The 13767-nt window shown below is 65.1% G+C and carries 7 protein-coding genes and 1 tRNA gene; 2 read left to right on the top strand and 6 right to left on the bottom strand.

What is annotated here, in order from left to right:
- Positions 1-322 precede the first annotated feature (322 nt).
- From G398_RS0109595 to G398_RS0109575, 5 genes are all read right to left on the bottom strand, one after another.
- The gene (locus tag G398_RS0109595; protein ID WP_026853437.1) at positions 323-3433 is read right to left on the bottom strand and encodes a TonB-dependent receptor; all 3111 of its coding nucleotides are present in this window, start codon (positions 3431-3433) and stop codon (positions 323-325) included.
- Between the two features lie 321 nt (positions 3434-3754).
- Entirely contained in the window at positions 3755-6652 is a 2898-nt protein-coding gene (locus tag G398_RS0109590; protein WP_026853436.1) for a TonB-dependent receptor, read from the bottom strand.
- A 426-nt stretch (positions 6653-7078) separates the two neighbouring features.
- The gene (locus G398_RS0109585; RefSeq protein WP_026853435.1) at positions 7079-10114 is read right to left on the bottom strand and encodes a TonB-dependent receptor; all 3036 of its coding nucleotides are present in this window, start codon (positions 10112-10114) and stop codon (positions 7079-7081) included.
- Positions 10115-10357: 243 nt separating this feature from the next.
- A complete protein-coding gene (locus G398_RS17550; protein WP_052571781.1) occupies positions 10358-11662 on the bottom strand; it encodes a thymidine phosphorylase in 1305 nt (434 codons plus the stop codon).
- A gap of 25 nt (positions 11663-11687) precedes the next feature.
- Complete coding sequence (locus tag G398_RS0109575; RefSeq protein ID WP_026853434.1) at positions 11688-12368, bottom strand: hypothetical protein; 681 nt, start codon at positions 12366-12368, stop codon at positions 11688-11690.
- Positions 12369-12473: 105 nt separating this feature from the next.
- Here G398_RS0109575 and G398_RS0109570 point away from each other — a divergent pair.
- Positions 12474-12549: transfer RNA gene (locus tag G398_RS0109570), tRNA-Phe, on the top strand.
- Positions 12550-12785: 236 nt separating this feature from the next.
- Here G398_RS0109570 and G398_RS0109565 read toward each other — a convergent pair.
- Positions 12786-13394: a hypothetical protein gene (locus G398_RS0109565; RefSeq protein ID WP_026853433.1), complete on the bottom strand. Its 609-nt coding sequence runs from the start codon at positions 13392-13394 to the stop codon at positions 12786-12788.
- A 55-nt stretch (positions 13395-13449) separates the two neighbouring features.
- On the opposite strand from G398_RS0109565, the gene G398_RS17545 reads away from it, so the two are divergent.
- Entirely contained in the window at positions 13450-13743 is a 294-nt protein-coding gene (locus tag G398_RS17545) for a glutaredoxin family protein (protein ID WP_211229072.1), read from the top strand.
- Positions 13744-13767: the final 24 nt, after the last annotated feature.

Genomic DNA, 13767 nt, shown 5'->3' with positions numbered 1-13767 from the left:
TAGGCCAGGGCCAGCCTTCATCCAGGGGTCAGGGAGGGCGGGCGGGAGTAGACCAGATGATTGGGGGGAACAGCGTCCAAAGAGCGGAGAGTGCGATAAGCATAGGCTAGGTTCACGAATGTCACTTGAATTTTCTTGACCTTTTGCCACGTTGCATCGCATCGCGATATAAAAATCGGAACACTCTGAATTCCCATGAAATACAAGGCAATTGTCGCAGGGTTGATGAATCATTGATGATTAATAGATCGTGAATGGTTCCCGCCGTCCCAATGAAAACGGGCCCCGAAGGGCCCGTCTGTCGTGCGGTCGCTGGTTCCGATTAGAACTGGAACTTCACGCCGAACCGGTAGCGACGGCCGACCTGCCAGGCCGTGGCGTAGCCGAAGCGGACGTCCTGGCCGCCACCCTGGTCCGTGGCCTGCTGGAGCTGGTCCGTGGCGTAGCGGGTGTTGAAGAGGTTGAAGACGTCCACGCTGGGGATCAGCTTGTACTTCTTGCCGAACTTGTAGGCCCAGTCGAGGTGCAGGTCCACGTTGTTGAGGGCCGGGGTGCGGCCCGCATCGCCCTGCCTCCCGTTCGCGGCAACGGCATCGCCGTAGAAGCCGATGTCCAGGAACTGGTGGGAGCCACCCGTACCGTTGAAGTCACCAGAGCCAACCGCGCCACCAGACCAGTTGGTGGCCTTGTTCCACTCCACGTCGCTGTTCGCGACGACGGGATGACCGGCGGCGTCGTAGTACTGGTGAGCCGTGTCATAGCCGGGGGCATAGCCGTTGCTGGTGGAGCCGTCATCCCACACGCTGGTGGGCGAGCCGCTCTGGTAGGTCCAGTTGAAGCCCACGTTCAGGTCGCCGCCGAAGAAGTCGAAGCGGTGGCTGGCGTAGAGCTTGACCACATGGGTGCGGTCGTTGGGCAGCAGGCCCCAGCCCACGTACGGGTAGTAGTCGAAGCTGGCGGTGATGTTGCCGTCGGCCTGGCCGTTGGAGCCGGACACCACGCCCTCGTAGTTGCCTTCCAGGCGGCTCCAGGTGTAGCTGAAGCTGAAGGTGTCGCGGTCGGTCTTCTTGTCCAGGGTGAAGTCCACGCTGGAGTACTTGTTGCCGGCCTTCTCGTACCCGGTGTTCTGGATGGTGAAGAGGCCCGTGGCGGGGTTGTAGTAGTCCAGGATGTTGATGCCGTAGTTGTTGGTGGTGACTCCCTGGCCGAGCAGGACGTTGGTCATGCTCTTGGGGTTGGGCCGCCACTGCTGGAAGGCCCCGGGGTTGCCGATGACGGCGGCGCCGGCACCGTAGCGGGGGGTGCCGCTGGCGGTGTAGGAGATGGCCGGGCCCTCGTCATAGGGGTTGCCGTACTGGTCGGTGAACACCATGTCTTCCATGGGGTTCTTCAGCTCGCGGTACTTGGCGTGGATGCCCGCGGTCCAGCCGCTGGCGAAGGTGTGGTCCACGCCCAGGATGTACTCGCTGCGCTCGGGCAGCTTGGTGCCCTGGGCGATGGGATCGAAGCTGAAGGGCGTGCCGTAGTCCGTGATGGTGTTGGGCGTGGCGCCGTAGGTGTAGGCACCCGTGGCATTGTCATAGGTCGAATTGGTGAAGCGGTAGTTGTAGCGCAGGTAGGTCTCGTTGGCGTAGACCCGGATGGCCATGCGCTGGGGAATCTGCTCGAAGTACTTGGCGTAGTTACCGCTGACCTTGGTCTTGCCGTCCTGGTTCACGTCCCAGGTGAAGCCCAGGCGGGGCTGCACATAGTCCTTGAAGTCGTCGAACTTCATGAAGGAATTGTCGTGGAGGTCCCGCTGGTCCTGGGTCTCGAAGCGGAAGCCATACATCAGCTTGACGCCGGCGCCCACATCCCAGGTGTCCTGGGCGTAGACGGCGTTGATGATCGCCTTCACGGTGGCGTTGGTGTGGAGGAACTGCCGGATGATGCGGTTGCTGTTCTGCCCGGGAGCGTAGACGGACACCCGCTCTCCGCCGGAGGTGGCGGCGATCTCGGTGTACTTCGAGGTCAGCTGGGAGACGCCGAACTTCATGTTGTGGTTGCCCACGAACCAGCTGAGGTCGACGCGGGCCTGGGTGGTCTCGGTCTTGTCCGTACCCACGTAGTAGCCGGCGCCGCCGCGGACGAAGGCCAGGCCGCTGCCGGCATTGGGATCGCCGCCGAGGAAGCCGGGGCCAGTCTCCTCCCAGGCGTAGTCGGTCACGCGGATCGACGTGGTGTCCGTGGGGGTGTTGGTGGTCTTGTACTGGGTGGTGCCCAGCTTGGCGCTGAGGAACAGGCTGGGGCTGATGTTCCAGTCGTAGTTCAGCACGAAGTTCTGGACGGTGTCCTTGCGGTTGCGGCCGAGCTGGGCGTTGCCCAGGGTGCCCGGGTACTGGTTCGGGAAGTCGTCCTTGGTGTCGTTGTAGTTGGCGGAGAAGGTGATCTGCTGGTCCTGGGTGAGGTACCAGTTGATCTTGCCGATGACCTGGTAGGCATCGACGGTCTGATCGCCGTTGCGGAGGCCGCTGCGGTTGGGGAGGCTGTTGCTCCCGGGCGCCTCGGTCTTGCTGCCGTCCACACCCACGAAGAAGAACAGCTTGTCCTTGATGATGGGACCGCTGACCTCGCCGCCGATGTCGTAGCGGCTGTTGGGGGGGGTCTGCTTGAAGTAGTCGTTCTTCTTGGGCACGGCCTGGATGCCGATGGCATCCCAGGTGGCCCAGGCGGAACCCTTGAAGCTGTTGGTGCCGGACTTGGTGATGGCGTTGATCACGCCGCCCAGGGCGCTGAACTCGGGCTTGAAGCCGCCGGTCTGGACTTCCACCTGATCGATGAAGTCGGTGACGAGGGAGGCGCCCTGGAAGCCGCGGGCGGTATTGGTGGTGGAGAGGCCGTCCACGACGTAGCTGTTCTCAGCCGCGGAACCGCCGCCGATGGAGGGGTCGTTGCCGAAGCCGCCGGCGACCACACCGGGGGCCAGCATGGCCACGGTGCTCATGTCGCGGCCCTTGGGGATGGCGGACAGGTTGTCCATCGAGGTCACCAGACCCGTCTGGGTGGTGGTGGTGTCCACGGTGGCGGTGGTGCCGAGCACCTCGACCACGGTGGCGGCCTCGGCGGCCATCTTGATGTTGACGGGCTGGGTCTGGTTCACCAGGACGTTCAGGTTCTGGGTGAACTTCTGGAGGCCCGACTTGGTGACTTCGATGGTCCAGGCACCGGGGTTGAGGAGGCCGAGACGGAAGGATCCGTCGGCGCCCGTCACCGCCTGGCGGGTGGTCTGGGCGGAGGTCAGGCGGATGGTCGCGCCTGCGACCGGGGCGCCCTTGCCATCCGTCACCGCGCCGCTGACCGCGCCGGTGGTGGCCGTCTGCGCGTGCGCGACGATGCCGCTCCCGGCGACGATGGCGGCGGCCGTGAAGCCCAGCCGGGTGAAGACTCGATTCATAAAAAACTCCTTTTGGGGGGAAGGCGGCCCAGGCCGCTTGGTGCAGAAAAAAACGGCAAAATCAATAATTGGTCAGGCAAACGCAAATCCGCCGCAGGATCTGCGGCGGGGGACTGATGGGTGCAGGTGACTTCCAAAGACCCGGGACGAGTGTCGAAAGGATAGGCCAGGTTCCAAGAACTTTACAAATTATTTTGATGGGCTGGGACAAGATGCATCGTAACGAGATGTTGATGCTCCTGTCAAAAGTTCCAATTGGCGGAGTCCTACAAAAACAGAGGCCCTTGCGGGCCTCTGTTCTCGGGACTGAGCTTCCGGTGTCTAGAAACGGAAGCCGGTGGAGATGGCGATCGTGCGCGCGGTGCCGAAGTTGGTGTTGCTGGTCACCTTGCCGTAGTTGGAGTTGGGAACCCAGGGATCGTTCAGCCCCGTGACGGCGTCGTCGTAGCCGGTTCCGTAGCTGATGATCTGCTGGTGGTTGAGCACGTTGCCGATGTTCAGCTTCACGAAGGCGTTCACGCTCTTCTGGAAGACCTTGAAGAGGGTGAAGTCATGGGTGACGGCCAGGTCCAGGTAGGACTGGCCGGGGAAGGAACCGGCTTCGCGGCGGCCGCCGAGGTACTGGGTGGCGGAGCTGCCGTACTGGTCGGAGAGGTTGGGATTGAGCATGGTGGGCTCGATCACACGGGTCCGGCTGTAGTACGAACCGGAGTCGAAGCGGTACACCAGGCCCCAGGTGGTCTTACCCCAGGAGTTGGTGTCCACATAGGCGCCCGTGGCTCGGATACGGATGGGCACGTGCCCGGCCAGGTAGCCCTCGGGGGAGGTGATGTTCCGGTCATACATGAACACGCCGTCCTGGATGGTGAAGTTCTTCAGACCCTCACCACGACCGGGGGAGTTGGAGCTCTCACCCTCGTAGTTGCCGCGGAGCTCGCTCCAGGTGACGTTGCCGCCGATCTGCCAGGGGCCCTTGGCCAGCTGGCCTTCGAACTCCAGGCTCTTGTACTTGCGGGTGGCCACGTCGCTGTTTTCCCAGACGCGGAGGTAGACGTCCGCGCCGTCGGGGGTGGTCACCGTGCCGTCATTGCCGGCGCGGTAGTCGAAGAGGTTCTCCCACTTCTTGTGCACGCCGGTGAGCTTGAGGAAGCCGGCGCCGATGTTGGGGTGGTTGAAGGAGTACTGGAAGCTCAGCTGGAACTCGTCGACCCGGGGAGTCTTGAGGTTGTCGGCGAGCCGGACGTTCACCACCGGGTTGTTGTAGTAGGAGATGGTGTTGAAGTCGTACAGCGTATTGATGTTGGCGAGGTTGGTGAGGAAGCTCAGCGTCTGGGGAGAGCTGGGCCCGATGTAGGGGTGGTCCACTTCCGTCGGGTTGCCCTGGCCGGTGACGGCGTTCATGACGGATTCGAGGGCCTTCGCGTTGTAGCGGGCGTAGGACGCGCCCAGCACGTAGACGCCATCGGCGAACAGGTCGTACTTCAGGCCCAGGCGGGGGGAGATGCCGGAGGCGCCGGCGGTCTTCTGGCCGCTCTCGTTGGTGGACTTGAAGGTGTCGAACCGGACGCCGAGCTGGAGGGACAGGTTGCGGTTGAGGGTCCACTTGTCGTTTACATAGAAAGCGTGCGACTTGGTGACCGCCTCGCCATCGGTGCTCGTGTAGACCCAGATGTCGCGGCCCTGGGCGCGGTCCTCGGCCAGGTTCATCCGGCGGACGCCGAAGATGTAGCCCGTGGCGGACTGCTCATTGCGGGCTCGGCTGGTGCCCTTGTAGTAGTCGAAGCCCATGTCGGTCTGGTGGGAACCGATGGCGTCCCAGAAGAGGGTCACCTTGCCGTTGGCGGTGTCGTTGTTGCGATTGTCGCCGCCGTCGTTCTGGTTGAAGATGCCGTTCTGGTAGAAGTAGCCGTTGGTGTAGTTGTAGACCGGGCTCCCATTGGCGGCGTTGGCGCCGGCGGAGAGCTTCTGCTTCTTGCGGCCGATCTTCATCTCGGACGTGATGGTGTTGGACCAGATGGCGCGCCACTGCAGGTTGGCGAACTCGGAGGTGCTCACCTGGGGCACCAGGGCGCGGGTCTCACCGGCGGAGTAGTTGCGGTTCACATCGTCGATGCGGGCATTGTTGAAGGAGCCGACGAGCGTATGTTCCGAGGTGATGGCCCAGGTCAGCTTGATCTGGCGGCGGATTTCCTTGCGGAGGGTGTCGTAGGGGGCGTTGTACCCGGCAGGCCCATTGCCAGTCAGGTAGGGCCCGGTGCCGGCGAGGTCGGTCCAGCCCAGGGAGCCGTAGTTCACGACCGGAATGTTGGCCCCGATGGTGCCGGCACCGTTCTGCTCCGTGGTGAAGAAGCTGGAGGAGAACCAGAGCTTGTCCTTGATGATGTAGCCGCTGAGGCTGAGGGTCTTCTCCTCGTTCAGGCGGTTGTTGAGGGCCGTGCGGTTCTGGAGGGGCTGGTAGGCGTTCCAGGAGGGGTTGGAGAGCTCCCAGCGGAGCTGGCCCTGGAACTCGTTGCCGCCGGAACGGGTGATGGCGTTCATGACGCCGCCGTCCACGTCGCCGTACTCGGCCGAGATGGCGCCGGTGATGACCTGAACCTCTTCGATGGAGTCATCGATCAGGCGCACGCCGCGGTTGTTGTAGGCGTTGTCGGAGATGTTCTGGCCGTCCAGCAGGTAGAGGTTGCCGGAGGTCATGGCGCCGCGGATCTGCACACGGCCGCCCACGCCGGAGGTGACGCCGGGGGTCAGGAAGGCCACGCCCTCGATGGTGCGGGCGTTGGGCAGCTGATCCACGTTGTCGAGGCGGTAGTTGGTGGCCGACTTGACGTCCGTCTTGTCGATCTCACCGGCGGAGGACACCACCTCCACCACGGCAGCTCCGGTGGTCACCATCGTGTAGCGGGGCTCGAAGGTCTGGCCGATGCCCACGGACTGGGTCACCTGGACCGTCTGCATCCCGGCTTTGGTCAGCTGGATGGTGTAGAGCCCGGGAGGCAGGAGGCGGGCCACGAAGCGGCCGTTGGAGCCGCTGACGATGTGGCGTTCGCCCTGCAGGCTCGGGGAGGTCAGGCGGACGGTGACGCCCGCGAGCGGAGCCCCGGCCTTGTCCACCACCTCGCCAGAGATGTTGGCTGTCTGCGTGCCCTGCGAGTACAGTGCTGCTCCGCCCAGAGCGATGAGGGCCGTGAGGCGGCCCAGGCGGTGGTTCAAGAGATGCATTGCATCCTCCAGGAAACCGGAGCCGGATGGGTGGGCTCCGTGGTGAAAAAAACATCTGTGGCCCAGGGCCCGCGCGGGGAAGTGCGTGCGTCGGAGCGGAACAGAAGGCATTGAGGGGAGAAAGAACCAGGTGCGATGATGCGACCATTGTATTGCGAGGGGGATTAATTTTTGTGAATTCTGCCGGAAACCCGGGAACCGATCGGCCCATTCCGGCATAAGCCTTGAAACTCGAAGGCATATGTCGATATACGAGGTTGTGACAACAATGGTCAAATCGCAAAATTTTATCGATTTATGAACATGCTGTTTCCGTGGCAGGCGGATTCTGCCAAGGCTCCACAGAGTCCACAGAGGTCGCAGGCCCCTGGCACTAAAGAAGACGGGCCCCTTCCGGGGCCCGTCCCTGGTTGCGTGATGCGCTGATCAGAACTGGTACTTCAGGCCCAGCCGGACTCGGCGGGCCGTCTGGTAGGCCAGCACGTTCATGAAGTTGCCGTTCGGGGCATCCACCGAAGCCTCGAAATCCTGGTCGTAGGTGACCGGCTTGTGGACGTTCCACAGGTTGAACACGTCGATGCGGGCGGCGATCTGGTGCTTGTTGGCCAGCTTCCAGACGTATTGGCCGCTCAGGTCGAAGTTCACCGTGTTGGGGGTCCGTCCCTGGGATCCGCGGCCGCCGGCGGCGAGCTCGCCGCTGTTGTCGTAGTCGATGAGGCCGTAGAGCTTGTTCAGGGGCGTGCCCGTCTGGAACTTGACCAGGGTGGTGAGGGAGAACCCGAAGTCCCACTGGTAGGTGATGCCGCCGTTGGCCACGACGGTGCGGTCATTGGGGAGCGGTCCCGATGCGAACGCCTCGTCGCCCGTCAACCCGCGGGGGTGGTAGTCCGGGTTGTTCGGATCCTCGTACTTCTTCATGTATTCCAGGGAGAAGTCGAAGAGCGAGGTGATGTTCGGATCGCTCTGGCCGTTGTCGTTGCGGAACAGACCCTCGTAGTTCCCCTCGAGCCGGGAGAGCCGGAGGTTGAAGAAGCCAGTCCAGTGCTTGGCCGTCTTCATCGCCTCGAACTCGAAGGCCCAGTAGTCCCGCTTGGGCTTGGGCCAGGAGGCGGTGGGCGTGATGCTGTTCCCAAGGGTCGGGTCAATGGCGGCGGCCATGGCGGTGATCACGGCGGTGTTCTCGCCGGGATTGCCGATGAAGTAGGGCAGGTTGTTGCCGCCGTCGATGCCGAGGTCCTCGAGGACGCGGCCCACGGAGCGGTAGATGATCCGGTTGCTGAGGGTGAGGCCGTCCGAGGGGCGCATGTCCCAGCCGAGGACGTACTCGTTCGTGTAGGGCAGCTTGGTGTTGGGGAGGACCGGCGTGAGGAAGCCCTGGCTCCCGATGAAGTGCGTGGAGTTGGTGTTGCCCGGAATGCCGTTTCCGTTGACCGTGTCGGGCCGGACGTCCCGGATGGTTACGCCGTTCTCGATGGGGTTGCTGAGGGCGTTGTAGCCGCTGCTGATGTTGTAGAAGTCCGAGCGGCTGACGCCGACCTCGGTGCTGAGGGAGCGCACGGCCAGATCCAGGGGAACCTTCTCGAAGTATTTGCCGTAGAAGGCGTAGATCTTGTTCCGGCCGTCCCCTTCCGGATCCCAGGTGATGGAGATGCGGGGGGCCATGGCATCGGCGGCCTTGAACTTGTAGGTCTGCTGGAGGCCCTTCATGTCCTCCTGCTCCCAGCGGAATCCGGCCTTCACGAACAGGCGGTTGTTCCAGGAATACTTCGCCTGCACGAAGTAGCCTTCCCAGGGCGCGGAGGTGGGGATGAGGGGCGGCGAAGTGCGGGCGCGGGTGATGCGCCAGTAGGGGGCGATGTTGCTGGCGGGCGTGCGCCCGTTGGCATCCACGAGGTTGGGATCCAGCATGTAGTAGCGCTGGCTCACCAGGGCGCCGCTGGAGTAGGGCTGGCCGGTGGCGGTGGTGTGGGGATCCACGAAGCCCGCGGGCCCCTGGTAGGTGTTGCCACCCTTGTGGTCGATGTCCTCCTTGAAGTAGCCGGCCTTCAGTTCGACGGGCCCGAAGGTCTTGGTGAGCTTGAGGTCGTACTGGCGGTTGCGATCGTCAGTGCCGTCCACGAACCCGGGTCCGGGGGCATAGCCGAAGCCGGTGTAGACGTCCGTCACCCGGAAGGTGGCCTGCACGGCGGGATCCAGCTTGCGCCGGAACTTGTTGTTGGCCTGGGAGACCCGGGCCTCCACCAGGAAGTCGTTGAAGAACACGCCGTTGTATTTCAAGGTCCAATTGCGGCCGCCGAACTCCACCTCCTCCCAGGAGTAGGGGGCGTTGTAGATGGCGTTGGTGAGGTTGGGGCCGAAGGGCAGCTTGCCGGGATCCCCGAAGATGCTGAACTCCAGGGACTGGCTGGTGGTGATCATCCAGTTCAGCTTCCCGTAGTAGGTGTCCGTCTCGGTCTTCTGCTCGACCTGCCGGCGGTAGAAGGGCTGGTCGGGGTCCACCTGGGTCCGCTTCACCTTGGTGCGGATGGGGTTGTAGCCGATGAAGTAGAAGAGCCGGTCCTTGATGATGGGCCCGGAGATCGTGAATCCGATCTCATACCGGTCCCTGCTGTCGAAGGAGGGGGTGAGGCGGAGGGTCGGGTCGATGCGGGGCGGGACCTTGTCCTTGGCCTGGAGCCCGTCGAGGTCGAAGTAGGCGAACACCTGGGCGTGCAGGGTGTTGTCGCCGGTCTTGGTGACGGCGTTGACCATGCCGCCGGTGGCGCCGCCGAACTCGGCATCCATGCCGAAGCTCTTGATCTGCACTTCACTGATGAAGTCCGTGTTGATGCCGGTGCCGAGGGAGCCGTAGACGATCGAGTAGGAGCCGCTGGCGCCGTAGCCGGCGCCGGTGGTGTTGACGCCATCGATGACGTACTGGTTCTCGAGGCCGGAGGAGCCGCCCACGGAGGGGTTGTTGGCGTCGATGCCGCTGCTGGAGACGCCGGGGGCCAGGTTCACCACCGACGAGAAGGAGCGGCCCAGGGGAAGGGCGGAGATGGTCTCGGCGGTGTAGGTCGAGCCCGACGTCTGGGTGGTGGTGTCCAGGGCCTGGGCGGCGGCGACCACTTCGACGACGGCGCCGGCGGCCTTGGTCATGGTGACCCGGACCGGGGTCAGGGTGTTGATGGAGGCGGTGGCCGTGAGCTTGGTCGCCGTCTCGAAGCCCGGGGCGGTCACCGTGAGGAGGTACTGGCCGGGGATGAGGGCCGAGGCTTTGAAGGTGCCGTTGGCGTCGGTCACGCGCACGATCTGCCCGCGGCCGCCATCGAGGATGACCTTGGCGCCGGCGAGCGGGCTGCCGTTCGGGGCGACCACCGTCCCGGAGATGGCCCCCGTCGTGGCATCCTGCGCGCAGAGGATCACCCCGCCCAGCGCGAGGAGGGCCGTAAGGCGGCCGATGGTTGAGAAGCGTCCATGCATACTGCCTCCAGAAAAATCGGGGCCATGCACCGCAGGTCCCGAGGGTGAGCACGGGTCCTCCGCCAGAAGTCGCCAAACCTGGGCCCGCCCGGGCCCGTAGCCATGACTTCTGGGACATCATCATGGAAAAGATCGATCGAAGGTCGGTCGCATTATAGCGGTCCCGGGCCGATCGAGTATCTTTTTTTGGGTTTTTTCGGGAACCCTTGGATCAAAGGGGGCACACAGCCCCCCCCCCTGGGTTCAGCAGCCGATGGTGGCCAGGAGCCAGGGCGTCGCCAGGGGCCTCGTCTCCGTGATCTGGAGCGTCGCGAGATAGGGGGCGGGGTCAATCCGGGCCCCGGCCTTGGCATGGATGGTGAAGAGGCGGTCTCCCGCCGCGATCCGCTGGCCCACGCGCCCATGGACCCGGATTCCCACGCCCAGGTCGAGGACGTCGTTCCGGTCCTTGCGCCCGGCGCCCAGGTCCATGGCCAGCAGGCCCAGGGCCCGGCCGTCCATGGCGGAGAGGTGGCCGGCGCGGTCGGAGAGGATGTCGACGGTCTGGCCGGCCTGGGGCAGGCGGCCGAAGTCGTCCAGGGCCTTCGCGTCGCCGCCGTTGAGGGCCGTGAAGCGCCGCAGGGTCTCCAGGGCGGAGCCGTCCTGGATGCAGGCCTCCACCAGGGCCTGCGCCTCGATGAGCGTCTTCGCGGCGCCCCCCATGATCAGCATCTCCGCAGCCAGGCGGAAGCTCATCTGGGCCAGCTCGGAGTCGCCGTGCTCGCCGCGCAGGATCTCCACGGACTCCATGACCTCGAGGGCGTTGCCGATGGCCCAGCCCAGGGGCGCGTCCATGCGGGTGATGAGGGCGCGGATCTGCATGCCGTGGGCGCTGCCCACGTCCACCATGCTCTGGGCCAGGATCTGGGCGTCCTCCAGGGTCTTCATGAAGGCCGTGGGGCCGCACTTCACGTCCAGCACCAGGGCGTCGGCCCCGCCGGCGAGCTTCTTGGACATGATGCTGGCGGTGATGAGGGGGATGCTCTCCACGGTGGCGGTCACGTCGCGCAGGGCGTAGAGCTTCTTGTCCGCCGGGGCGATGTCACCGGTGGGGGCGGAGTTGGCGAAGCCGGTCTCCGCCAGGCTGCGGATGAACTCGGCGTCCGTGAGCTCGACCTTGAGGCCGGGTATGGCGGCGAACTTGTCCACGGTGCCGCCGGTGTGGCCCAGGCCCCGGCCGCTGAACATGGGGCAGGGCACGCCGCAGGCGGCCACGATGGGGCCGAGGATGAGGGTGGTCTTGTCGCCCACGCCGCCGGTGCTGTGCTTGTCCACCTTGGTGCCGGGCACGGAAGACAGGTTCATGCGCTTGCCGGAGTCCCGCATAGCCAGGGTGAGGGCCAGGGTCTCCTCCGTGGTCATCCCCCGCCAGCAGATGGCCATGAGCAGGGACGCGCTCTGCTCGTCCGGGATGCTGCCGTCGGCCGCCCCCTTCACCCAGAAGGCGATCTGATCAGGCGACAGGGCGCCGCCCAGCTTCTTGGTGTAGATCAGGTCGTACATCCGCATGGGATGACTCCTCGGCGGCGGGCGCTCAGATGCTCTGGATCAGGCTTTCGAAGGCGCCGGCATCCCCGCGCCCCTTGAAGCGGGCCTTGTACTCGGCCAGGTCCTTCAGGGCCTGGGCCCGGTCGCCGGCCAGGCGGTCGGCGTCCAGCTGGCTGGCCCAGTAGGCCTCGGCCCAGGGCTCGCCCGGCTTGGCCTTGGCCCGCAGGGGATCCAGCTGGGTCCGGGCCGCCTGGGCCTGGCCCAGGGCCAGGGCGCGTTGGGCCAGGCGGATCTGCCCCCAGGGGTCGTCGGCCTTGGCGGGAGCCTGCTCCTTGCCATCCAGGGCCAGGCGCCAGGTGGCCAGCAGGCCGGCCGTGGCGGCCTTGCGGGCGGAGGGGGCGTCGGCCACCAGGGCCTCCAGGCGGCCCAGCCGCTCCCGCATGCGCTTCTCCACTTCGGCGGGCGACAGCGGCGTCACCCCGTCGCCTTCGACTTCCATCTGGAGGGCGGAGAGGGCCGCCTCGTGCTTTTCCACGGCGGAGGTCTGGTAGGCGCTCCAGGCGCCGTAGAGCAGTCCCACCGCCACCACGGCGGCGACGCCGATGAGGATGGGCTTCAGCAGTCCGCCGTCTTCCTCCTCGCCCTTACCCAGCTTCGTCTGGAAATGGGCGAGACTCTGCGCGGGCTTCTGGACCTGGATCTCTCGGTTCTTGGTGGGCTGGGCCATGACGGACCTCTCGGACAATGCGGCACTCAAACCATTGAGGATGCCCCAATCCCCTCCCTTCCGGCACTTGAAAATGCGCCGCTGCCTGATATCCTGGCTCTTCCCGCCTGGGTAGCTCAGTTGGTAGAGCAATGGATTGAAAATCCATGTGTCGGCGGTTCGATTCCGTCTCCAGGCACCAAAATCAAGGCCCCCGCATGGGGGCCTTGATTTTGGAGAGACGGAATCGAAATCACAGCCGTCTTGGGGCGCGTGTCGGAGGCCGGAGGACGCGCAGCGTCTGGAGGCCGCAGGCGCCCCTGGACGGCGTGTGGCCCGGGGGAGGCGCGCGAGCGCCGGAGGAGGGGATTCCGTCTCCAGGCACCAAGACCAGGGCCCCCGTTTGGGGGCCCTGGTGCATGGAAACGGATTCCGGGGCTACATCCCCGCGGGGCGGTAGTCGTCGGCCAGGGTGACGGGGACCTTCTGCTTGACCTCGTTCTGGATCTGGTCGCTGAGGGACTGCATGTGCTGCTGGCGCCAGAGCTCGGGCAGCTGGGCCTTGACCGTCTCGAAGGGGGGCACGCCCTGGGCGCGGCCCTGGGCCTTGAGGGCCTCGATGCGCTCCTTGTAGAAGGCCTGGAGCTGCTCGTCGGTGGGGTTCATGTTGGCCATGCGCTTCTTCATGAGGGCCTGGAAGAAGACGTTGGCCTGCTGCTGCTCCAGCTGGCGCTTTACGGAGGGATCCTGATCCAGGCCCGTCTGTGCCGCATAAGCGGTGATGGCCCGGGACATGGCGATGCGCTGGGCGAGCTGGGCGCGCTCTTCGCGGGCGGTGGCATCCGTCAGGAAGGCCTGGGCCTCCTTGGCATCGGGCGAAAGGCTCTTCACGATGTCCTGGAACTCGGCCTCGGTGAGCTTGGCCCCCCCGATGTTGGCGATGATGCGGCTGGAATCCGGAGTGGCGGTCTTGCCGCAGCCCAGGGCGAGGCCTAGAAGGAGGGCCGGCGCTGCCACGAGCCCGGCCTGGATGGTCATCTTGGACATGAAACCCCCAACAGAAGCATCAAAGCATCCAGAATGACAGGTCCGGGAGGATCGCATGAGCCGAATTGATGACCTGCAGGGCTTGGATCTGGCGGTCTACAGCGCCACCTGGTGTCCGGACTGCCGCCGCCTGGAGGCCTGGCTCACGGGGCATGGCGTGGCCCACCGGAAGGTGGACATCGAGACCGTCCCGGGGGCCGCGGAAAAACTCGAGGCCGAGACCGGCAAGCGGGCCATTCCGTTCGTGCTGGTGAACGGGGGGCGCTGGGTCCGGGGCTACCACAAGGAGCTGCCCCAGCGGCTGGACGGGGACCTGCTCGTGGAGGAGTTGCTGGCGGCCGGGAAGTGACGCCGCCCCGGACACGCGCCTGGA

The organism is Geothrix fermentans DSM 14018 (assembly GCF_000428885.1).
Classification (GTDB): Bacteria; Acidobacteriota; Holophagae; order Holophagales; family Holophagaceae; genus Geothrix; species Geothrix fermentans.
Note: the sequence above shows the minus strand (reverse complement) of the source record. Positions and strands in the feature narration are given on the sequence as shown.